The following is a 19,494-nucleotide window of genomic DNA, read 5'->3' as shown; positions in this document are numbered from 1 at the left end:
GGCCCAGCGTAGCGAGCCGCCGACGGACGAAAACGGCGGGTCCGCGACGACCGATTCGTCGTCGCGGACCCGCCGGATGTCAACGATTTCGTGCAGCCGATTCCGTCGGCCGCGGGTCAGCGGGTGGCCGACAGGAAGCCCAACAGGTCGTGTCGGGTGATCACGCCGATCGGCTTGCCGTCCTCGACCACCATCAACGCGTCGGTATCACCGAACTCCTTGGTCGCCACCGAGATGTCCTCCCCGGCGCCGATCAACGGGAGGGCGGGTTCCATATGCTTCGACACCGCATCCGAGAGGGTCGCGCGCCCTTCGAAGACCGCGCTGAGCAGGTTGCGTTCGCTGACGCTGCCGGCGACCTCGCCCGCGGTGATCGGCGGCTCGGCGCCCACGACGGGCATCTGGGAGACCCCGTATTCGCGCAGGATCTCGATCGCATCGCGCAGGGTTTCCGACGGGTGGGTGTGCACCAGATCGGGCAGCTCCTTGGACTTGCCGCGCAGCACGTCCTTGACCGTGGGCGCGGGCTTGTCGCCGTCGAGCGAGTGGCGCAGGAAGCCGTAGGAGGCCATCCAGGCGTCGTTGAAGATCTTGCCGAGGTAGCCGCGTCCGCCGTCCGGGAGCAGCGCGACGATCAGCCCGTCCGGCCCGATCTCCTTGGCCAATTCGACCGCCGCGACGACGACCATGCCGCAGGAGCCGCCGACCAGCAGGCCCTCCTCGCGGGCGAGCCGACGGGTCATCTCGAAGGAGTCGGCATCGGAGACCGCCATGATGCGGTCGGGCACCGACGGGTCGTAGGCCGCGGGCCAGAAGTCCTCGCCGACACCCTCGACCAGATACGGCCGGCCGGTGCCGCCGGAGTAGACCGACCCCTCCGGGTCGACGCCGACCACCTGGACGTCGGGGTTCTGATCCTTGAGGTAGCGGCCGGTGCCGGTGATCGTGCCGCCGGTGCCGACTCCGGCGACGAAGTGCGTCAGCGTGCCGTCGGTGTCGTTCCAGATCTCCGGTCCGGTCGACTCGTAGTGGCTCTGCGGGCCGGCGGGGTTGGCGTACTGGTTGGGCTTCCAGGCGCCCTCGATCTCCTGGACGAGCCGATCGGAGACGTTGTAGTAGCTGTCCGGATGCTCCGGGGGAACCGCGGTGGGACATACGACGACCTTGGCTCCGTAGGCGCGCAGGACGTTGCGCTTGTCCTCGCCGACCTTGTCGGGGCAGACGAAGATGCAGTTGTAGCCGCGCTGCTGGGCGACCAGCGCCAGTCCGACGCCGGTATTGCCCGAGGTGGGTTCGACGATCGTGCCACCGGGCCGCAACTCCCCCGATGCCTCGGCGGCGTCGATCATCTTCACCGCGATGCGGTCCTTGGAGCTACCGCCGGGATTGAGGTACTCCACCTTGACCGCGACGGTGGCGGCCCCTGCGGGAACCACCGAATTGAGCTTGACCAGTGGCGTCCCGCCGATCAGATCGACGACGCTGTCCGCGATGCGCATGGTCCGATTGTCCCAGAGCAATACTGGGCCCGTCACCCCGGCCCGCGGGCGATCCCCGACGCACCCGGCCCCGCAATCGCTAGAATCGTGGCTTCTACCCACTTCTGGCCGACGGGAGGTATCGGCATGGTGACACGTCCGGATATGCGGGCGGTTTCGGTGACCGGAGCCGCCCTGGCGGCCTGTTCCGGTGCCGGCGCGGCGGCGGCCTACAACCGCCTGCTCGCCCAGGCGGCGACCGCTCGACAGATCATCGGTCGCGATACCCGGATTCCGCCGCGCGCGGACGGGATCTACGAGGCCGGTCTGCCGGTGCAGCCGTGGCTGCGCGACCGCCCGCACGACCTGCACCTGATGATCTTCGGCGACTCGACCGCCGCCGGTCAGGGCTGCTGGTACGCCGACCAGACCCCGGGGGTCCGGGTCGCCCGCGGCGTCGCCGAGGCCACCGGTATGCGGGTCCGGTTGTCCACCAAGGCGATCCAGGGCGCCACCTCCAAGGGCCTGGTCGGCCAGCTCGACGCGATGTACATCGTCGGTCCCCCGCCGGATGCGGCGATCATCCTGGTGGGGGCGAACGACGTCACCAAGAAGGCTCCGGTATCGCGGGCGGCGGGTCGGCTGGGATCGGTGGTCTCGCGGCTGCGCGCCAGCGGCACGACCGTCGTCGTCGGCACCTGCCCGGATCTCGGTGTGGTGCCGGACATCCCGCAGCCGCTGCGCGCGCTGATCCGCCAGTGGGGTCGAAGTCTGGCCCGCGCCCAGGCGCAGGCGACCGTCCGGGCGGGCGGCGTCGCGATCCATCTGGGCGAACTGGCCGATCTGTTCTACGCCGAGCCGGACCGCTACCTCGCCCCGGACCGCTTCCACCCGTCCGGCGACGGTTACGCGCTGGCCGCCGAGCGGTTGGTCCCGACGTTGATCGAGACTCTCGCTCGCGACCGGGAGACGGCGGCACGGATCACTGTGGCCCCGCAGCGCAGCGCGGTCCCCGAGCTCGCCTGACCCGACCTCCGGTGCGCCGCCGCCTCGCGGAGGCGGCGGTCCCGGCGGGCGCCTCTCCGGCATGCGGCCTCCTGTAGGCGCCCCGAGGTGCGGCCGTCGGCGGCGGGCGCCCGGAAGGGCGCAGCACAGCGGGCGGTAGCGCTCACGGAGCACCACCGATGCGGCGGGCTACTCTCGAGTCGAAACGTCGGACCGGTGTCGCTCGCGATCGTCACGCTGCGGGCTCGGCTGACGTCCCGTCACACGCGAGGAGTGCTCGAATGCCCGAAGCCGTCATCGTCTCCATCGCCCGGTCGCCGATCGGCCGAGCCGGCAAGGGTTCGCTGGTCGCCATGCGGCCGGACGACCTGACCGTGCAGATGGTGCGGGCCGCGCTGGACAAGGTTCCCGCGTTGGATCCGACCGATATCGACGACCTGCTTCTCGGATGCGGACTGCCCGGCGGGGAATCCGGCTTCAACATGGCCCGCAACGTCGCCGTCCTGCTCGGCTACGACCACCTGCCGGGAGCGACGATCACCCGTTACTGTTCGTCGTCGCTGCAGACCACGCGGATGGCGATGCACGCCATCAAGGCCGGCGAGGGGGACGTGTTCATCTCCGCCGGTGTCGAGACGGTCTCCCGGTTCGACCGGGGCACCTCCGACTCCTGGCCCGATACCCACAACCCGCTGTTCGCCGACGCCGAGGCCCGCACCACCGAGTTCTACGCCGGCGGCAAGCAGTGGTCCGACCCGCGCGAGTCGGGTCTGCTGCCGGACGCCTACATCGCGATGGGGCAGACCGCCGAGAACGTCGCGCAGATCACCGGCATCACCCGTCAGGAGCAGGACGAGTGGGGGGTGCGCAGCCAGAACCTCGCCGAGGCGGCGATCGCCGACGGCTTCTTCGCCCGCGAGATCACCCCGGTGACCCTGCCGGACGGCTCGGTCGTCTCGACCGATGACGGCCCGCGACCGGGTGTCACCTACGAGAAGGTCTCCCAGCTCAAGCCGGTCTTCCGCCCGGACGGCACCATCACCGCCGGCAACGCCTGCCCGCTCAACGACGGCGCCGCCGCCCTGGTGATCACCAGCGATACCAAGGCCGCCGAGTTGGGCCTGACCCCGCTGGCGCGCATCGTGTCGACCGCGGTGTCGGGGCTCTCGCCGGAGATCATGGGCCTGGGCCCGATCGAGGCGTCCAAGCGCGCCCTGGCCCTGGCGGGCAAGACGATCGACGATATCGACCTGGTCGAGATCAACGAGGCCTTCGCCGTTCAGGTGATCGGGTCGGCGCGCGAGCTGAAGATCGACCCGGACAAGCTGAACGTCTCCGGCGGCGCGATCGCGCTCGGCCACCCGTTCGGCATGACCGGCGCGCGCATCACCGCGACCCTGCTGAACAACCTGCAGTCCCGCGACAAGCAGTTCGGCCTCGAGACGATGTGCGTCGGCGGTGGTATGGGCATGGCGATGGTGCTCGAGCGGCTGTCCTGAGCCGGCGGTAGCCGCCGCGAACCTCGAGAGCCCCCGGACCGTTCGCGGTCCGGGGGCTCTCGGTTGTCGGGGTCAGGTGTGTCGGGGGTCAGGTGTGTCTGGGTTCAGGTGTGTCGGGGTTCAGGTGTGTCGGGGGTCAGGTGGTACTGATCTCGTTGGGGGTCTCGCCCAGCACGACGGTGCGTAGCTCGTCGGTGGTCAGGTCGACCGCGTGAATCGCCTGATTCGCCGGGTCGGTGACATAGGCGACCGACCCGTCGACCTTCAACGCCGGGCGCGGCTGCTGCCAGTCGTCGGGCTCGGTCCACGCTTCGATGACCGGGATCCGACGGTCGATCGCACCGGATTCGGGGTTGATCACGATCAGTTCGCCGTTGGTGCCCAGGACCAGCGCCTCACCCTCCGGGCCGCGCCCCAGCGACCTGAACGTGTAACTCGTACCCAGATCGACCAGCCGCAACTGAGCGGTCGCGGTGTCGATCAGCGCGACGCGCTCCGGACGCTCGAGTTCGGCGTCGGGGTCGGTCTTGTAGTCGCCGAGCACGATCGGGGAGGCCTCCGAGCCGGCCTGATTGCCGATGCGCCCGTACGGATCCGGCGCGTCGACCTTGGTGATCGTCCCGTCGCGGAAGATCAGCGCGCCGTCCTGGCAGCCGACGACGACGGCGTCCCCCGCCGCGGTGGTCTCACCGTGGACGCCGGGGCACTGCTCGTTGCGCTGCAGTTCGGTTCCGGCGGCGTCCAGGATCGCGATGCCGGTGCGCTGCTCCTCGTTGCCCAGCGTCACCAACAGACCCTCACCGTCGAGCGGTACGGCCACCCCGTGATGCGCCTCGGGCAGGTTCACCTCGCGTCCACGATTGCCGTTGTCGACGTCACCGAGCGCGTCGGTGCGCAGGATCCGAATCGCGCCGGTGCCGTCGTCGAAGAGAGCGACGCGACCGTGATGGGGCACCACGTGTCCCGGCTTGTCGGCGGCGATCGTGGTGCTCGCGAGCACCGGATCGCCGACGTAGTGGTGGTAGTGGTCGTCGTGGCCCTCCGACCAACTCGCGGTGTCGAGCAACCGGAACCCGTCGCCGACCGATACGAATACGCGCCGGTCGTCGCCGGCGGGCGATACCCGGTTGAAGCCGTCCAGCGCGATGTCCGAGACGGGTTCGAGCGTATTCGCGTCGACCACGAGCAACCCACCGTCGTAGGTGATCGCCAGACGCGGTTGGGCGGTCGCGGACTCGACCGGTTCGGCGGGAACCGTCGTCGACGGCGTGGACGCGTCGACGGCATCGACAGTCGGCTGTCCGGAACTCGAGCACGCCGCCAGCAGGGCGGCGGCAGCGGAGAAGACCACGAGGCGGCGATGGGGTACAGACATGCCCAGTGTTCTATCCGGAAATGACAATCATTGTCAATTAGTTACCCCCCGCATGCCCCGCGATGAAGCCTCTTCGGTGCTATGGTTCATTACATGACTAATGAACCAGCGGTCCTCGGACGTCGACGACGATGGTGAACACCGACGACGGGCGCCCGCTGTTTCGGCAGATCGCCGAGGAGATCGAGAACTCCATCGTCGACGGTGCGCTCGCCGAGGACACGCAGGCGCCGTCGACGAACGAGTTGGCCGTCTTCCACCGGATCAACCCGGCCACCGCCGCCAAGGGTCTGAATCAACTGGTGGTCGACGGTGTGCTCTACAAGAAACGCGGTATGGGGATGTTCGTCGTCCCCGGCGCCCGCGAACAGCTGATCAAGCGCCGCCGCAAGGCATTCGGCGAGCAATTCCTGCGGCCATTGCTGGCCGAGGCGGAGAAACTCGGAATCACCGACGGGGAACTGATCGACATGATCGAGAAGGGAACGCGATGATGACCCATTCATCGAGCGTCGATTCGATGCCGCACCACGAGTTGGCCGGGCCGATCGTCGCGACGCGCGGTCTGACGAAGCACTACCGTGACAAGGACATTCTGACCGGCGTCGATGTGGACATCGCCCGCAATTCGATCACCGGGTTACTCGGTCGCAACGGCGCCGGCAAGACGACCCTGCTGAAAATCGTTGCCGGACATATTCGGCAGACCTCCGGCCGGGTTGCAGTATTGGGATCCGAGCCCTACGACAATGACGCCGTAACCTCCCGAATCGCATTCATTCGCGAATCGATGAGTTATCCGGACGGCTTCCGGATTTCGCACGCTCTCGCCGCGGCGCGGATCGCCTACCCCCTCTGGGACGACGCCTACGCCCGCACCTTGCTCGACGGCTTCGAACTGCCGATCGACCGGCGGATCAAGAAGCTCTCCCGTGGCATGACCTCCATGGTCGGCATCGTGATCGGCCTGGCCTCCCGGGCGCCACTGACCCTCTTCGACGAACCCTACCTCGGTCTCGATGCCGTTGCCCGGCAGCAGTTCTACGATCTGCTGCTCGCCGACTACGCGGTGCGCCCGCGCACGATCGTGTTGTCGACCCACCTGATCGAGGAGATCGCCGACCTGCTGGAGTACGTGATCCTGATCGACGACGGCCGGGCGGTGGTCTCCGAGGACCGGGACCGGCTGCGCGATCGCGGCCACCTGATCAGCGGACGCACGTCCGACGTCGGCCGCATCGTTCCGCAGCGGGATGTGCTGCGGCGCGAAACACTCGGCGGGCTCGAGCGGGTGTCGGTTGACCAACTCGATGCCTCGACCCGGGCCGAGGCGGTCGCCGCGGGTCTCGACGTGGAGCCGCTGACCCTCCAGCAACTGATGGTGGCACTGACCGGCCGCACCGAATCCCCCACTCTCGAGGAGGTGGCCCGATGAACCGCACCGTCAGCGTTGTTCGCCTACACCTGGTGAACATTCGGGAGGTGGCCGGCGTCCCCTGGATGGTGACCGCCGGAGCCTTCGCGATCATCCTGATGATCGCCGGGGCCATGCGGTGGGCGGGCATAGACGACACCCCCTACAACGGCGCGATCAGCTCGCTGATGGTCTCGACGGGGGTGGTCCTCGCGATGGCCGCCACGCAGCGATTCGCCCTGGCAATCGGGCTCGGCTTCGGCAGGAGTGTCTATCTGGCCGGTACCGCTCTGTTGGCCGTCGGCATATCGGTCGCCTTCGGAGCGATCGTGTGGCTGCTGAGTCTGATCGAACGGGCAACCGACGGGTGGTGGCTGGGGGCGCCCTTCTTCCGTCCGGCGATTCTGCCGGACAGCGAGGCCGCGACCCTGCTGTGCATGGTGGCGGTGATGCTGTTGTCGACGACTCTCGGACTCTTCCTGGGGGCGCTGTACCGACGCTGGCGGGCACCCGGCCTCTACGTGTTGTCGTTGACGGTGTTGTTGCTCAGCGGCCTGTCGGTGGCGGTGATCACCCGATGGGAAGCCTGGTCGGCGGTCGGGCAATGGTTCGCGGAGACACCGCGGCTGGTACTGCTCGGCGCGGTGCCCGCCGGCTGCGCGCTGCTGGCGATGCTCGCCTCGGTTGCCGTTCTGCGCCACGCGGAACCCTGAGTCCGGCGGGGCCTCGGTGCCGGCTGTATCCCGGGTCGAGCGAAGGCCCGCTCGAGGTTCGCCGACAACTCTCGGGGACGCCGCGGCAACCGCCGCGCCACCCGTTCGAGTCAGGAGTTCGACATGTCCGCACCCGCCGATGTCACCGAGCCGGCCGCACCGGCCACCCGTACACCCCGTCGAGCCCGACTGGTCAAGGTCGCCGCCGTCGGCGCGGTGACCGCCGGACTGCTCGGCATCGGCGCCGGTGTCGCGTCGGCCGAGCCCTGGGGCAATCAGCAGCCGGTCCCGCAGCAGCAGAGCCAGCAGTGGCAGGCTCCCTGGCAGCAGCAACCGCAGCAGCCCCAACAGCAGCAGCCGCAGCCGCAGGGTCAGGGCTTCTGGTTCTTCAACAACTGGGTGCCGCTGCCCTGGTGACCGACCACCACACGGGTGCGCCCCCTGCCGAGCCGGCCGGGGGCGCACCCGCCTGTCGGGCCGACGATCCGGGAGGGTTGGCCGCGGTGGGCACGGGTGGATCTCCACAAACGTGCGGGCACGCGAAAGGCGCGCCACCCGGGTGGGGTGACGCGCCTTTCGGGTCGGGCCGACGCTCGCGGCGTCGACCGTACTAGTCGTTCTGGAAGTAGCTGAGCAGTCGCAGGATCTCGACGTACAGCCAGACCAGGGTGACGGTCAGACCGAGGGCCACGCCCCAGGCCGCCCGCTCCGGAGCCTGCGCCCGAATCAGCTGATCGGCGGCGTCGAAGTCCAGCAGGAAGCTGAAGGCCGCGATGCCGATGCAGACCAGGCTGAAGATGATCGCGATCGGGCCGCCGTCACGCAGTCCCAGACCACCGTCGATGAAGAAGCTCGCCACCAGGTTGCCCAGGGCCAGCACCAGCACACCGATCAGCGCACCGACCACCATGCGGGTCAGGCGCGGGGTGACCCGCACCGCTCCGGTCCGGTAGACGACCAGCATGCCGAAGAAGACGCCGAAGGTGCCGAGCACCGCCTGCGAGATCAGCACGCCGGCGTTCGCCCCGCCGACGACGAGGTTGGCGAACATGAACGACAGGGCACCGAGGAAGAAACCCTCGGCCACCGCGTAGGCCAGCACGATCGCCGGGTTGTCGGACTTGCGACCGAAGGTGGCGACCAGCACCAGCACCAGGCCGATCAGGCCGCCGCCGATCACGAACGGGACCATCAGGCCGGGGTTGCCGAGGACGAGCGCATACGACAGGACGGCGGTGACGGTCAGCACGGCGAGCGTGATGCCCGTCTTGGTGACGACGTCATCGATCGTGATCGCGCGGCCGGGCGTCGTGGGCTCGACCTGCGAGTACTGCGGGCGCTCGAAATTCTGGACAGCCTGCGCGCCACCGGCGGCTGCCGATCCGAAGGTCGCGTATCCGCCATTGCCACGCTCGGGCAAGTTGCGGAACACCGGGTTGGATGTGCTTCGCACCGTAGTTCCCTTTCCTGTGCGGACCTCACGTCGAAGCCCACTCACGTACATACAAGTCAACGGCTCGGGCCCGCGGTTAGTTCCATCGGCGAACATCCCCGACGTCCCGCTTCGGTCCGATCGAGTCACCGTTACCAAGAAGTGATCCGGACATTCTGGACGTGGTAGTCACCCTACCGGTCGCACCCGACCGCGGAGAGTCGAGGGGATGGGTGTCGCGCCTCGCCGCGGAACCGTTCGGGTCGGTCCGATCCTTCGCGTCAGTCGCGGGCGGCGCGCACCGACCGGGTCACCGTATAGCGCCCGGTATGCGCGATCGACTCGGTGGGGCCGACGGCGTCGCGCAGGGCGCGCAGGTAGCCGAGGTGGGTGTTGTGCACCGTCCACAGCTGCCCGCCCGGGCGCAGGATGCGGCCCGCGGCGGCGAAGAGTTTCAGCGCGCCGCCGACGTGCACGGCGGTGTGCTCGTGGAAGGGCGGGTTGCAGACCACCAGGTCGACCGAGCCGTCCGGGATCGATGCGGCCGCGTCGTCGTGCAGCACCTCGATGGCGACCCCGGCGCGGCCGGCGGTGGCGGCAGCGGATCGGATCGCGGCGTCCGAACGGTCGGTGGCGATCACCGACAGGCCGCGGGCCGCCAGCGCGACCGCGAGGATTCCGGTGCCGCAGCCGAGGTCGACGGCGGTGTGAACGTCGGGTCCGAGCATCGCGTCGAGCCGGCCGAGCAGGGCGGCCGTGCCGTGGTCGACGGTCGCGCCGGAGAAGACCGGACCGTAGGCGACGACGTCCAGGTTCAGTTCGGCGACGCGGCCGATCCGGGGTCCGACGACCGCGACGTCGGGTTCGGGTCCGCGGGCGGTCAGCACCCGCGACTTCTGCCGGGCCAAACCGGCGGTGACGTCCCGGAACGATCCGGCGAGCACATCGGTCATCATCATCGCCATATGTTTGACCCGGCCGCCGGCGAGCAGGACACCGTCCGGGTGCATCCCGTGGGCGGCCGCGGTGACCAGTTCGGTCAATTCCGCTCGGCCGCGCGGCAACTGCATCAGCACCAGCCGGGCGCCGTCGGCGACGTCCTCGACCGCACCCTGCCGGTAGCGGTCGGTCAAGCCCAGATCTGCGGCATTGGCCGCCAGGGCGTGTACCCCGGTGATCGGGTCCTGGTGGGTGCCGATCGTCGCGTCGGGGAAGGCGACCGCCGCCCCGAGCGTCAGGGCGCCGTACCGGTCGCCGATGACCGCGATCGGGCCGCGGCGCAGTCCGTCGCCGGCGGCCGCGAGGTCGTCGGCGGTGTCGAGCAGCAGGCGGTCGGTGGCGTCGACCGCGTAGAGGTTCGGCGCCTCGATATCCGGGCGCCGACGCAGGGCGCGCAGAACGGCCTCGCGGTCGAGCACATCGGGGTTGTCGGGCACCCGAGCATGGTACGGCCCCGGCGATCGGCCACGCCCGGATCGGCCGGCACCGGTCGGCAGCCTCGGGAACGGTTACGCGCCGCCGGGCGCGACCACCCCGTGGTCGAAGGCGAAGACAACCGCCGCCGCCCGGTCGCGGACCCCGAGCTTGGCGAAGATGCTGCCGACGTGGCTCTTGACCGTGACGACCGAGATCGACAGGTCCCGGGCGATCTCGTCGTTGGTCAGTCCCCGACCGATGCGGGCGAGGACCTCGCGTTCGCGTCCGGTGAGTCGGTCGAGGTCCGCCGACCGGGCGGCGCCGGGCGCGGGCGCCGACCGGTAGGTTCGCAGCACCCGCGCGGTCACGGCCGGGTCGAGCACCGATTCGCCCGCGGCGACCAACCGCACCGCGCGGATCAACTCCTCGGCCGGCGAGTCCTTCAGGACGTATCCGCAGGCGCCGGCACGCAGCACCCCGGACAGCAGTTCGTCGTCCTCGTAGGTCGTCAGCGCCAGCACCGGTGGCGCGGCGGTGGTCGCGGACAGCAGCCGGGTCGCGTCGATACCGCCCATCCGTCGCATCCGCAGATCCATCACGACGACGTCGGGCCGATGCGCCGAGACCGCCGCGATCACCTCGTCGCCGTCCGCGCATTCGCCGACGATCTCGAAGCCGTCCTTGCGCCGCAGGATCCGGCGCAGACCCGAGCGGACCAACTCCTGGTCGTCGACCAGCAGCACCCGAACCGTTCGCTCATCCATGGTCGGTCCCCGCTCGATCGGACGGCCGCACTCCCAGCCGGTCCCCGTCGCCGCGCGCGACTGCCACGGGGAGCCGGGCCTCGACCCGCCATCGGTCGCGGTCGAACCCGGCGCTCAAGGTGCCGCCGAGTTGTTCCGCGCGAGCGCGCATTCCGGCGATTCCCAGGCCGTCACCGGCCCTGCCGTCCCCGGCCCGCCCCTCCGCGCCCCGGCTGTCCGGACCCCGGCGCGGCCCGACCGGAAGCGGCTGGGTCACCTCGATCCGGACCATGTCCCCGACCCGCCCGCCGGCGGTCGACCGGTCCTCCACACCGATCCGCATCTCGATGGGCGCGCCGGGGGCGTGCCGGATCGCATTCGACAGCGACTCCTGGACGATGCGATAGGCGGCCAATCCGCCCGCCCCGGTCATCGGGACGGCCTCGCCGGGCAGGTCGGCGGTGATGTGCGTGCCGGCGCGGCGCAGCGAATCGATCAGGTCGTCGACATCGGCCAGACCCGGCTGCGGCGCTCCGGGACCGGGGATGTCGGTGCGCAGCAGCGCTATCGTGCGGCGGATATCCGCCATCGCCTCGCGGCCGGCGTGTTCGGCGTCGGCGAGGGCCGCGGAGGCGTCGGCGGTATCGCCGTCGTCGAGCGCCCGGCGGGCACCGGTGACGTTGAGCAGCACGACGCTCAGCGAATGGGCGACGACGTCGTGGACCTCCCGGGCGATCGACGCGCGTTCGAGCGCGGCGTCGGTGATCCGGGCCTGCTGTTCCTGCCGGGTCATCAGCATCTGGGCCCGCAGCAGCGCCGCGACGACGGCGCCGAACCACAGCATGGTGACGTACAGCTGGTTCGGGGCGAGCCGATCCAGATGGGTGCCGACGACGATCACCGCGGTGGCGATCAGCAGCTCCCACACCGCGGCCTTCGGCGGTAGCACCGCACCGAGCATCGTGCCTGCGAGGACCAACAGCAGCGGCGGCAGCACCAGGTGCACCGGGAGGGTCCACAGCGCGGCGATCGCCGCGATCTGCCAGAACATCAGACCGTGCAGTCGCGGTGCGCGGGCGAGCAGCGTGAACATCGTCATCGGTACGAGGGCCAAGGCAATCGCGGCGATCACGACGAGCCACGACATCCCGGTGACACCCGCGACGGCCGCCTCGATGACGATGCCGAGCAGACACACGATGGTCGCCACGTCCGCGATGATCGGGAACGCCATCGGATAGTGAATTCCGGACACGGCCATCGCACGGTTCATCCGGTGAGCCGTGGCCGAGAGCACCGTCCGATCGTAGTGTCCGAGATCACCGTTCGCCTCCGCCCGGGGACGGAGACGGCTTCCACCCGTCGACCCGGAAACAATCCCTCCCCCGATCGCCTGACCGGGCTCGCAGAGATTCCTAGTCTCGATTCATGAACGCGTTACTGCAGATTCCGACACGTGAGTCCCGTCCGCGTTGGCACCTGATCGACCCGGACCATCCCGGTGTTCCGGCGACCGTCGACGAGGCGGCCGGCCCGGCAACCGACGCGCGCGGCCGCCCCGTTCCCCGGGCGAGCAGCAACGCGGTTCGCACCGGCATCCGGGTGCTCACCCGCGGCGCCGATACCTTCCTGGCCGATGTCGAACGCCTCGGCGATGTCGTCGCATATCCGTTCCCCGGTCGGCCGGGGCCGAGCGTGGTGATCAGCAATCCCGCGCACATCAAGTCGCTGCTGGCCGAACCGGATCTCGCGCCGTCGGCGACGTCGTTCTCACCGCTGCGGCCGATCATCGGACCGGACTCGGTGCTGACCGCGATCGGTGATCGGCATCGCCGGCAGCGGGCCCTGCTGATGCCGCAGTTCCACGGCAAGTCGGTCGCCAACTACACCGAGGCGATCGAGCGGGCCACCGCCCACCGCATCGACACCCTGCCGGTCGGAACCCCGATCCGGATGTCGCGCATCGGCCAGTCGATCACCCTGGACGTCATCATGTCCGGCATCTTCGGGGTGGCCGATCCGTCGACCGCGAGCCCGGCGGAGCACCGGCTGCGGCAGGCGGTGCTGCGGCTGCTGTTCTGGTCGACCCGAAGCGCGGCGGCAAACCTGGTGCAGTTGGTCAATCTGGGGCGCCCCGAGCCGAGTCTGCCCCTGCGGCTGATCCTGCGGCCGGTCGATCGGTCGATCCAGGAGGTCGTCGATGAGCGGCGCCGCAGCGGCGGCGAGGGCCACGACATCCTGTCGATCCTGCTGTCGGCTCGCGACGAAGCCGGGGTGGCCCTGTCGGACAGCGAGATTCGCGACGAACTGCTCACCCTGTTGCTCGCCGGGCACGAGACGACCGCCAATACCATCGCGTGGACGTTCGAACGGTTGGTGCGCCACCCGCAGATCTACGCCCGGGCGCGGAAGGCCGCGATCGACCAGGACGAGGTCTATCTGACGGCGGTGCTCAACGAGTCGATGCGGTCGCGGCCGGTCATTCCGATCTTCGCCCGCCAGGTGACCGTGCCGTGGCGGTTCGGCGCGTATCGGGTCGAGGCGGGCAGCGTCGTGCTGATGTCGACGGTCTTGTTGCACCACCGGGCGGATCTGTACGAGCGTCCCTTCGCCTTCGACCCCGAACGCTTCGTCGGGGTGCGCCCGGCGCCGAACACCCTGATGCCCTTCGGCGGCGGCAACCGGCGCTGCCTCGGCGCGAACCTCGCGATGGCCGAACTGCGCGCCGTCGTCGGCGAGTTTCTGCGGCGCACCGAACTCGAGACGACCTCCGCTCCGGCCGAGCCCGCCTCGCACCGCAACGTCACGATGATCCCCGCCTCCGGCGGCCTGGTGACCGTGCGTGCGGTGCGGTAGGCCGATCGTCGGATTCGAGCGCCCGGGGCCGAGCTGCGCCGGTCGAGAACCTTGGACTCGAACTGGCCGATCCAGGTGAGCCGGCTGCTCCCGCCGGGTATCACGACAACCCGCCCGGCCGTCCCGAGAATCACCGGAACGCCCATAACTCGGTGATCATTCGCGAATCGTGCCGGCGACATCGGTCGTCGAGTGTTGAATCGACAGGCCACCGTTCGGCGCCGGGGAGCCTGTATCGCGCGGCAACGCCTCAGCGATCCCGAACCGAGGAAGGTCTGGCAATGACGCAGCCGGAATACAACGAATGGCGGCAGCGATGGCCGTCAGTGGTCACGGAGACGAAAACCGCGCGGGCAGCAGAGTTGGTACGCCGGTACTACTCGTTGCGAGCAAACAACACTCCCCGTTACTCGGGATCACGGTTCGAATCCATAGCCGCTCTCAACACGGACCCGAATCGCATCGGTCCAGCCGATCTCGTGGCGGTGTCGACCCTCAGCGTCTCCGTCCCTGGCCAGGCAGCCATCCGCATACTTGGTCCCGACGCGCAGCACATCACGCTTCTCCTCGAACAAATCCCGACCGATCGCACAATCATCGATGTCGATCCTGACAGCTTGGCTCCCGACTCGACTGCCAGCCAACTGTGGAACCTTCTTCGACGGGGACGGGACGGTGTTGGCCCCACCATCACGAGCAAGCTGCTGGCCGCGAAGAGACCTCACCTCATTCCGATATGGGACAGTTTCGTCAACGAGGCGACAGGTGTCGACACTCCGGACAGTTGGCGTCGATTCCGCGAGGTCCTGGTTGCCGATGATCACACCATTTGGAATTGGCTGGGCGACGTTCGCGAGGAAGCCTCGATCGTGCCCGACATCGTGTCCACTCTCCGCCTGCTCGACGTCATTCTCTGGATGTCGGTTGATCAACAGCGAACCCGATCGTCCGACTCACGCCCCCAGGTAAGTGCGCCGGTATCCGGTCGGTGACATGCCCACCCCGCGGCGCATGTGGTGGCGCAGGTTGGCGGCGGTGCCGAGGCCGCAGCGACGGGCGACCTCGTCGATCGGCAGGCGTTGATGTTCGAGCAGTTCGCGGGCGTGATCGAGGCGGCGGGAGCGCACCCATTCGCCGGGGGCCAGGCCGGTTTCCTCGCGAAACCGCCGGTTGAAGGTGCGCACGCTCATGCAGGCGCGGTCGGCGAGCTGCCGCACCGACAGGGGTTCGGCCAGGTTCTCGAGCGCCCATTGCCGCACCTCGGCGGTGGACTGCCCGCGCGCGTGCGGCTCCTCCCGCGCGATGAACTGCGCCTGCCCACCCTCGCGCCACGGGGCGACGACGCAGTGCCGGGCGACGTCGTTGGCGACGCGGGAGCCGAGGTCGGTACGGATCAGGTGCAGGCACAGGTCGAGGCCGGCGGCGAGCCCCGCCGAGGTGAACACCGGCCCGTCCTCGACGAACAGCACGTTCTCGTCGAGGGTCACCGCGGGAAAGAGTTCGCGGAAGTCGTCGGCGTACTGCCAGTGCGTGGTGGCCCGCCGACCGTTCAGCAGACCGGCCGCCGCCAGGACGAAGGCGCCGGTACAGATCGACACCAGCCGGGCGTGCGCGGGCACCCGTGCCAGGGCGGCGGCGACCTCGTCCTCGACGATGCCGTCGCGGCGCGCCGGTCGGTAGCGCGTCCCCGGCACGATCACGGTGTCCGCGTCGTCGAGCGCCTCCGGCCCGGCCGCCGGGACCAGCGCATATCCGGTCGACGCGCGCACCGCCTCGGTGGACAGCCCGCAGAGGGTCACCTCGTAGAACCGGTCGCCGTCGAGATTCTCGTTGGCGGTGCTGAAGATCATCGGCGGGATCGTGGCGTCGAAGCCGATCACCGTCGGGAGCAGCAGGACCGCCACCCGGTGCACGCCGGCCGGAGCCGCACCCCGATCCCCCGCATCCCCCACGTCCGATCGCATGGCACGAATTTAACGAACATTGTCATATCTGCCAATTGTTCGCCGCGAACCCGACTGCCAACCTGATCCGGTGAGCCTGACCGAGACTTCGGATTCGTCCCCCGCCCGGGCGGGGCGCGGCCTGCATTGGGCCTGGTGGGTGGCCGTCGCCACCTTCGTCGCCCTGCTGGGAGCCGCGGGTTTCCGCTCGGTCCCGGGCGTGATGATGGACCCGCTGCACCAGGAATTCGGCTGGTCGCACGGCACGATCGGGATGGCCGTCGCGATCAACATGGTGCTCTTCGGCACCACCGCACCCTTTGCCGCCGCCCTGATGGACCGCTACGGGGTACGCCGCATCCTGGCGATGGCGCTGCTGCTGATCGCGGCGGGTACCGCGGCGAGCACCCTGATGACCGCCAGCTGGCAACTGCTGCTGACCTGGGGCGTCATGGTCGGCATCGGCACCGGCTCGATCTCGATGGGCCTGGTCGCCACGATCTCGACCCGCTGGTTCGTCAAACGGCGTGGCCTGGTCACCGGCATCCTGACCGCCGGCTCCGCGACCGGTCAGCTGATCTTCCTGCCGTTGATCGCGATGATCGCGGAGTCCTCCGGCTGGCGGACGGCGACGATGGTCGTCGCGGGTGCGGCGCTCGCGGTGGTGATCCCCGTGATTCTGGTGATCCGGGACCGCCCCGCGGACGTGGGCCTGCTCCCCTACGGACACACCGGCCCGGCGCCGCAGGCCCCACCGGCGGCCGGCTTCCGGTCCGCCTTCGACGGCCTGGTCATCGGCATGCGCAACCGGACCTTCTGGTTGCTGGCGGGCAGCTTCGCGATCTGCGGGATGACCACCAACGGCCTGATCGCCACCCACTTCATTCCGGCCGCCGGCGACCACGGCATGCCGACGACCGTCGCGGCGAGCCTGCTGGCGACCATCGGCATCTTCGATATCGCCGGAACGGTGCTGTCCGGCTGGTTGACCGATCGGATCAGTCCGCGGGTGCTGCTGGTGATCTACTACATCGGCCGCGGCATCTCGCTGGTGCTCCTGCCGTCGCTGCTCTCGCCGCACGCCGAACCGTCGACCTGGGTGTTCATCATCTTCTACGGCCTCGACTGGGTCGCGACCGTGCCGCCGACGATCGCGCTGTGCCGCGAGGAGTTCGGCGAGCGCGCCCCCGTCGTCTTCGGGTGGGTCTTCGCCTCCCATCAGATCGGTGCCGCCGTCGCCGCGGCGGGAGCGGGCTGGATTCGGGACATGCAGGGCAGCTACAGCACCGCCTTCTACATCGCCGCCGGACTGTGCGTGGTGGCCGCCGGACTGTGCGCGGCGATCACCGCCCGGTCGGCGTCGAAGCTGCCCGAGTCGGGGCTTTCCGAAACGGGGCTTTCCGAGTGAATTCGGGTTCACCGAGTTGCCGCGGCCGGCAGAGTCGGCGTCATGTGTGACATGCCGAACCGGACGTTCACCGATCAACCGGCGACCGATTCCAGCCCGTCCCTGCCGCAGAACGACCCCGAGCCGGTGCGCCGGATCTGGCAGAACCTGGGCCTGCCCGGCCTGATCGACGTGCACACCCACTTCCTGCCGGAGTCGGTGCTGCGGAAGGTGTGGGCCTTCTTCGATCAGGTGGGCGGGCCGGAATCGGCCTACGACATCGGCCCGGCGTGGCCGATCACCTATCGCTATACCGAGCCGGAGCGGCTCGACACCCTGCGCAACTTCGGGGTCCTGGCGTTCACGTCGATGGTCTATCCGCACAAGGCGGGGATGGCGCGGTGGCTCAACGAGTGGTCGGCCGGCTTCTCCGCGCAGACACCCGATTGCCTGTCGACGGCCACCTACTACCCGGAGCCGGACGCCGGGGCGTACGTCGCGGAGGCGATCGCCGGCGGGGCGCGCATCTTCAAGGCGCATGTGCAGGTGGGCGACTACGACCCGCGCGACCCGCTGCTCGACCCGGTCTGGGGGGCGCTGTCCGACAGCGGTGTCCCGACGGTGATCCACTGCGGGTCGGGTCCCGCGCCGGGGCGGTTCACCGGGCCGGGGCCGATCGGCGAGGTCCTCGCCCGCCACCCACGCCTGCCGCTGATCATCGCGCATATGGGCATGCCCGAGTATGCCGACTTCCTCGACCTGGTCGACCGATACGACCGGGTGCATCTCGATACGACGATGGCCTTCACCGACTTCGTCGAGGCGATGATGCCGTTCCCACCGGACCACCGTTCCCGGCTCGTCGACGCCGGCGATCGCATCCTCTTCGGCAGCGACTACCCGAACATCCCCTATTCCTATCTGCACGCCCTCGAGGCGGTGGTGAAGCTCGACCTCGGCGACGACTGGCTGCGCCTGGTGCTGCACGACAACGCCCGCGCACTCCTCTCAATATGACAGCATACTGTCGTATTGACAGCACGCTGCCATATGGCGAGACTGGACGCATGACCACGACAACCGTGCATCTGGCCGTCTACGACACCCTCGCCGACTGGGAGATCGGGTACCTGACCGCCGCGTTGGCCGGTCCGCCGACACGTGACCCGGAGACGATCCGGCTGATCACCGTCGGGCCGACCACCGCACCGATCCGCACGATCGGCGGACTGACGGTCGTTCCGGATATGGCGATCGCGGATCTGAGCCCCGCCGACAGCTCGATCCTGGTGCTGCCCGGCGCCAATTTGTGGTTCGACGGACTGGCCGACTTCGCCGCGGCCGCGCGGACGTTTGTCGACGCGGGCGTGCCGGTGGCGGCGATCTGCGGGGCGGTGCTCGGCATCGCGAAGGCCGGCCTGCTCGACTCCCACCCCCATACCGGCGCGGACCCCGGCTTCATCGCCTCCTCGGGGTACGCCGGCGCGGCGTTCTACCGGCCGCAGCCCTCGGTGAGCGACGGCCTGGTCGTCACCGCCAGCCCGGTCGGACCGGTCGAATTCGCCCGCGACGTGCTCGACCTGCTCGACGTCTGCGATCCGGCGAAGCTCGACGCCTGGTTCCGGCTCTACCGGCACCAGGACGCGTCCGCCTACTACGATCTGGTCGATGCCTGAGTCGCCGATCGCCGCGGACCCGGCATCCGCCTCCCCCGCGACGGTCACACCAGCGCAGACCCTGCTGTCGACGCTGGCGCTGACCGCCTTCGAACTCAACGGACAGTTCCTCGGCATCGCCAACGACATGGCGTCGGCGGCCGATCTGACCGCGGCCCGCTGGCAGGTGCTCGGCGCGATCCTGCCCACCCCGCTGCCGGTCGCCGGGATCGCCCGGGCGATGGGGATGACCCGACAGGGGGTCCAACGGGTGGCCGACGACATCGTCGCCGCGGGTCTGGCCGAGTACCGCGACAACCCGGCGCACAAGCGGGCCAAGTTGGTGGCGCCGACCGCGGCCGGGTTCGCGGCGGTCCGCCGGATCTCACCCGGCCACGCGCGCGTCGCCGACGCCCTGGTCCGCGATCTCGGAGCCGAGCGCCTCGCCGAGATGGTGACGGCCCTGAAGGACCTGTCCGCGGCGATCGATCGGGTCGCCCCGGTCGCACAAGGTGAGCGCCCGACCTGATCGACGCCGGTCACGGCCGACCGTCGCAGGCCGGTGTGCTTCGATGGCG

Annotated in this window: 19 protein-coding genes; 12 read left to right on the top strand and 7 right to left on the bottom strand. The window is 69.5% G+C overall.

Annotated features, from left to right (window positions below):
- Positions 1–116: 116 nt before the first annotated feature.
- Positions 117–1,499 (bottom strand): cystathionine beta-synthase, encoded by a 1,383-nt coding sequence (locus MB1_RS06865; protein WP_066905149.1) that lies wholly within the window; start codon positions 1,497–1,499, stop codon positions 117–119.
- A gap of 126 nt (positions 1,500–1,625) precedes the next feature.
- On the opposite strand from MB1_RS06865, the gene MB1_RS06860 reads away from it, so the two are divergent.
- Together MB1_RS06860 and MB1_RS06855 are read left to right on the top strand one after the other, a co-directional pair.
- Complete coding sequence (locus MB1_RS06860; RefSeq protein WP_245650072.1) at positions 1,626–2,504, top strand: SGNH/GDSL hydrolase family protein; 879 nt, start codon at positions 1,626–1,628, stop codon at positions 2,502–2,504.
- Positions 2,505–2,764: 260 nt separating this feature from the next.
- Positions 2,765–3,982, top strand: coding sequence for an acetyl-CoA C-acetyltransferase (locus MB1_RS06855; RefSeq protein ID WP_066905145.1), 1,218 nt, complete (start codon positions 2,765–2,767; stop codon positions 3,980–3,982).
- Positions 3,983–4,118: 136 nt separating this feature from the next.
- Here the strand turns inward: MB1_RS06855 and aztD are convergent, their stop codons facing one another.
- Positions 4,119–5,357 (bottom strand): zinc metallochaperone AztD, encoded by a 1,239-nt coding sequence (aztD, locus tag MB1_RS06850; protein WP_066905143.1) that lies wholly within the window; start codon positions 5,355–5,357, stop codon positions 4,119–4,121.
- Between the two features lie 131 nt (positions 5,358–5,488).
- Between aztD and MB1_RS06845 the strand changes: the two genes are divergently transcribed.
- The 4 genes from MB1_RS06845 (at position 5,489) to MB1_RS06830 (ending at position 7,901) form a co-directional block, all read left to right on the top strand.
- Positions 5,489–5,851, top strand: coding sequence for a GntR family transcriptional regulator (locus tag MB1_RS06845; protein WP_066905141.1), 363 nt, complete (start codon positions 5,489–5,491; stop codon positions 5,849–5,851).
- Entirely contained in the window at positions 5,851–6,792 is a 942-nt protein-coding gene (locus tag MB1_RS06840; protein WP_245650071.1) for an ATP-binding cassette domain-containing protein, read from the top strand. Before MB1_RS06845 ends, MB1_RS06840 begins: the two co-directional genes overlap by 1 nt.
- On the top strand, positions 6,789–7,484 hold the full coding sequence (locus MB1_RS06835) for a hypothetical protein (protein ID WP_066905139.1): 696 nt from the start codon (positions 6,789–6,791) through the stop codon (positions 7,482–7,484). Before MB1_RS06840 ends, MB1_RS06835 begins: the two co-directional genes overlap by 4 nt.
- Before the next feature lie 123 nt (positions 7,485–7,607).
- Positions 7,608–7,901, top strand: coding sequence for a hypothetical protein (locus tag MB1_RS06830; RefSeq protein ID WP_066905137.1), 294 nt, complete (start codon positions 7,608–7,610; stop codon positions 7,899–7,901).
- Positions 7,902–8,094: 193 nt separating this feature from the next.
- Here the strand turns inward: MB1_RS06830 and MB1_RS06825 are convergent, their stop codons facing one another.
- From MB1_RS06825 to MB1_RS06810, 4 genes are all read right to left on the bottom strand, one after another.
- Positions 8,095–8,937 (bottom strand): Bax inhibitor-1/YccA family protein, encoded by an 843-nt coding sequence (locus tag MB1_RS06825; RefSeq protein WP_174531938.1) that lies wholly within the window; start codon positions 8,935–8,937, stop codon positions 8,095–8,097.
- Between the two features lie 260 nt (positions 8,938–9,197).
- A complete protein-coding gene (locus tag MB1_RS06820) occupies positions 9,198–10,352 on the bottom strand; it encodes a class I SAM-dependent methyltransferase (protein ID WP_245650070.1) in 1,155 nt (384 codons plus the stop codon).
- Positions 10,353–10,424: 72 nt separating this feature from the next.
- On the bottom strand, positions 10,425–11,096 hold the full coding sequence (locus MB1_RS06815) for a response regulator (RefSeq protein ID WP_066905130.1): 672 nt from the start codon (positions 11,094–11,096) through the stop codon (positions 10,425–10,427).
- Positions 11,089–12,372 (bottom strand): sensor histidine kinase, encoded by a 1,284-nt coding sequence (locus MB1_RS06810; protein ID WP_157083938.1) that lies wholly within the window; start codon positions 12,370–12,372, stop codon positions 11,089–11,091. The genes MB1_RS06815 and MB1_RS06810 overlap by 8 nt, the downstream gene beginning before the upstream one ends.
- A gap of 131 nt (positions 12,373–12,503) precedes the next feature.
- On the opposite strand from MB1_RS06810, the gene MB1_RS06805 reads away from it, so the two are divergent.
- Together MB1_RS06805 and MB1_RS24905 are read left to right on the top strand one after the other, a co-directional pair.
- On the top strand, positions 12,504–13,931 hold the full coding sequence (locus tag MB1_RS06805) for a cytochrome P450 (RefSeq protein WP_066905128.1): 1,428 nt from the start codon (positions 12,504–12,506) through the stop codon (positions 13,929–13,931).
- A gap of 281 nt (positions 13,932–14,212) precedes the next feature.
- Complete coding sequence (locus tag MB1_RS24905; protein WP_084351092.1) at positions 14,213–14,923, top strand: DUF6308 family protein; 711 nt, start codon at positions 14,213–14,215, stop codon at positions 14,921–14,923.
- On the opposite strand, the gene MB1_RS06800 is transcribed toward MB1_RS24905, so the two are convergent.
- A complete protein-coding gene (locus MB1_RS06800; RefSeq protein ID WP_245650069.1) occupies positions 14,885–15,895 on the bottom strand; it encodes a GlxA family transcriptional regulator in 1,011 nt (336 codons plus the stop codon). The genes MB1_RS24905 and MB1_RS06800 overlap by 39 nt on opposite strands.
- A gap of 76 nt (positions 15,896–15,971) precedes the next feature.
- On the opposite strand from MB1_RS06800, the gene MB1_RS06795 reads away from it, so the two are divergent.
- Genes MB1_RS06795 through MB1_RS06780 form a run of 4 tightly spaced genes read left to right on the top strand, consistent with a single transcriptional unit; the run spans position 15,972 to position 19,445 of the window.
- Positions 15,972–17,282, top strand: coding sequence for an MFS transporter (locus MB1_RS06795; protein WP_157083955.1), 1,311 nt, complete (start codon positions 15,972–15,974; stop codon positions 17,280–17,282).
- Between the two features lie 42 nt (positions 17,283–17,324).
- Positions 17,325–18,278: an amidohydrolase family protein gene (locus MB1_RS06790; protein WP_218000198.1), complete on the top strand. Its 954-nt coding sequence runs from the start codon at positions 17,325–17,327 to the stop codon at positions 18,276–18,278.
- 50 nt (positions 18,279–18,328) lie between these two features.
- On the top strand, positions 18,329–18,937 hold the full coding sequence (locus MB1_RS06785; RefSeq protein ID WP_066905126.1) for a DJ-1/PfpI family protein: 609 nt from the start codon (positions 18,329–18,331) through the stop codon (positions 18,935–18,937).
- A complete protein-coding gene (locus MB1_RS06780; RefSeq protein WP_084351088.1) occupies positions 18,930–19,445 on the top strand; it encodes a MarR family winged helix-turn-helix transcriptional regulator in 516 nt (171 codons plus the stop codon). The genes MB1_RS06785 and MB1_RS06780 overlap by 8 nt, the downstream gene beginning before the upstream one ends.
- The last annotated feature ends 49 nt before the right edge of the window (positions 19,446–19,494 follow it).

It is taken from the genome of Millisia brevis NBRC 105863, from assembly GCF_001552615.1.
In the GTDB taxonomy this organism is placed as follows: Bacteria; Actinomycetota; Actinomycetes; order Mycobacteriales; family Mycobacteriaceae; genus Millisia; species Millisia brevis.
The sequence above is the reverse complement of the archived record's forward strand: the minus strand, read 5'-3'. Positions and strand labels throughout refer to the sequence as shown.

Bases quoted from the DNA above. Each gene is read 5' to 3' on its own strand.
- MB1_RS06865 (WP_066905149.1), bottom strand. From the start codon at position 1,499: ATGCGCATCGCGGACAGCGTCGTCGATCTGATCGGCGGGACGCCACTG.
- MB1_RS06860 (WP_245650072.1), top strand. From the start codon at position 1,626: ATGGTGACACGTCCGGATATGCGGGCGGTTTCGGTGACCGGAGCCGCC.
- MB1_RS06855 (WP_066905145.1), top strand. From the start codon at position 2,765: ATGCCCGAAGCCGTCATCGTCTCCATCGCCCGGTCGCCGATCGGCCGA.
- aztD (WP_066905143.1), bottom strand. From the start codon at position 5,357: ATGTCTGTACCCCATCGCCGCCTCGTGGTCTTCTCCGCTGCCGCCGCC.
- MB1_RS06845 (WP_066905141.1), top strand. From the start codon at position 5,489: ATGGTGAACACCGACGACGGGCGCCCGCTGTTTCGGCAGATCGCCGAG.
- MB1_RS06840 (WP_245650071.1), top strand. From the start codon at position 5,851: ATGACCCATTCATCGAGCGTCGATTCGATGCCGCACCACGAGTTGGCC.
- MB1_RS06835 (WP_066905139.1), top strand. From the start codon at position 6,789: ATGAACCGCACCGTCAGCGTTGTTCGCCTACACCTGGTGAACATTCGG.
- MB1_RS06830 (WP_066905137.1), top strand. From the start codon at position 7,608: ATGTCCGCACCCGCCGATGTCACCGAGCCGGCCGCACCGGCCACCCGT.
- MB1_RS06815 (WP_066905130.1), bottom strand. From the start codon at position 11,096: ATGGATGAGCGAACGGTTCGGGTGCTGCTGGTCGACGACCAGGAGTTG.
- MB1_RS06805 (WP_066905128.1), top strand. From the start codon at position 12,504: ATGAACGCGTTACTGCAGATTCCGACACGTGAGTCCCGTCCGCGTTGG.
- MB1_RS24905 (WP_084351092.1), top strand. From the start codon at position 14,213: ATGACGCAGCCGGAATACAACGAATGGCGGCAGCGATGGCCGTCAGTG.
- MB1_RS06800 (WP_245650069.1), bottom strand. From the start codon at position 15,895: ATGCGATCGGACGTGGGGGATGCGGGGGATCGGGGTGCGGCTCCGGCC.
- MB1_RS06790 (WP_218000198.1), top strand. From the start codon at position 17,325: ATGTGTGACATGCCGAACCGGACGTTCACCGATCAACCGGCGACCGAT.
- MB1_RS06785 (WP_066905126.1), top strand. From the start codon at position 18,329: ATGACCACGACAACCGTGCATCTGGCCGTCTACGACACCCTCGCCGAC.
- MB1_RS06780 (WP_084351088.1), top strand. From the start codon at position 18,930: ATGCCTGAGTCGCCGATCGCCGCGGACCCGGCATCCGCCTCCCCCGCG.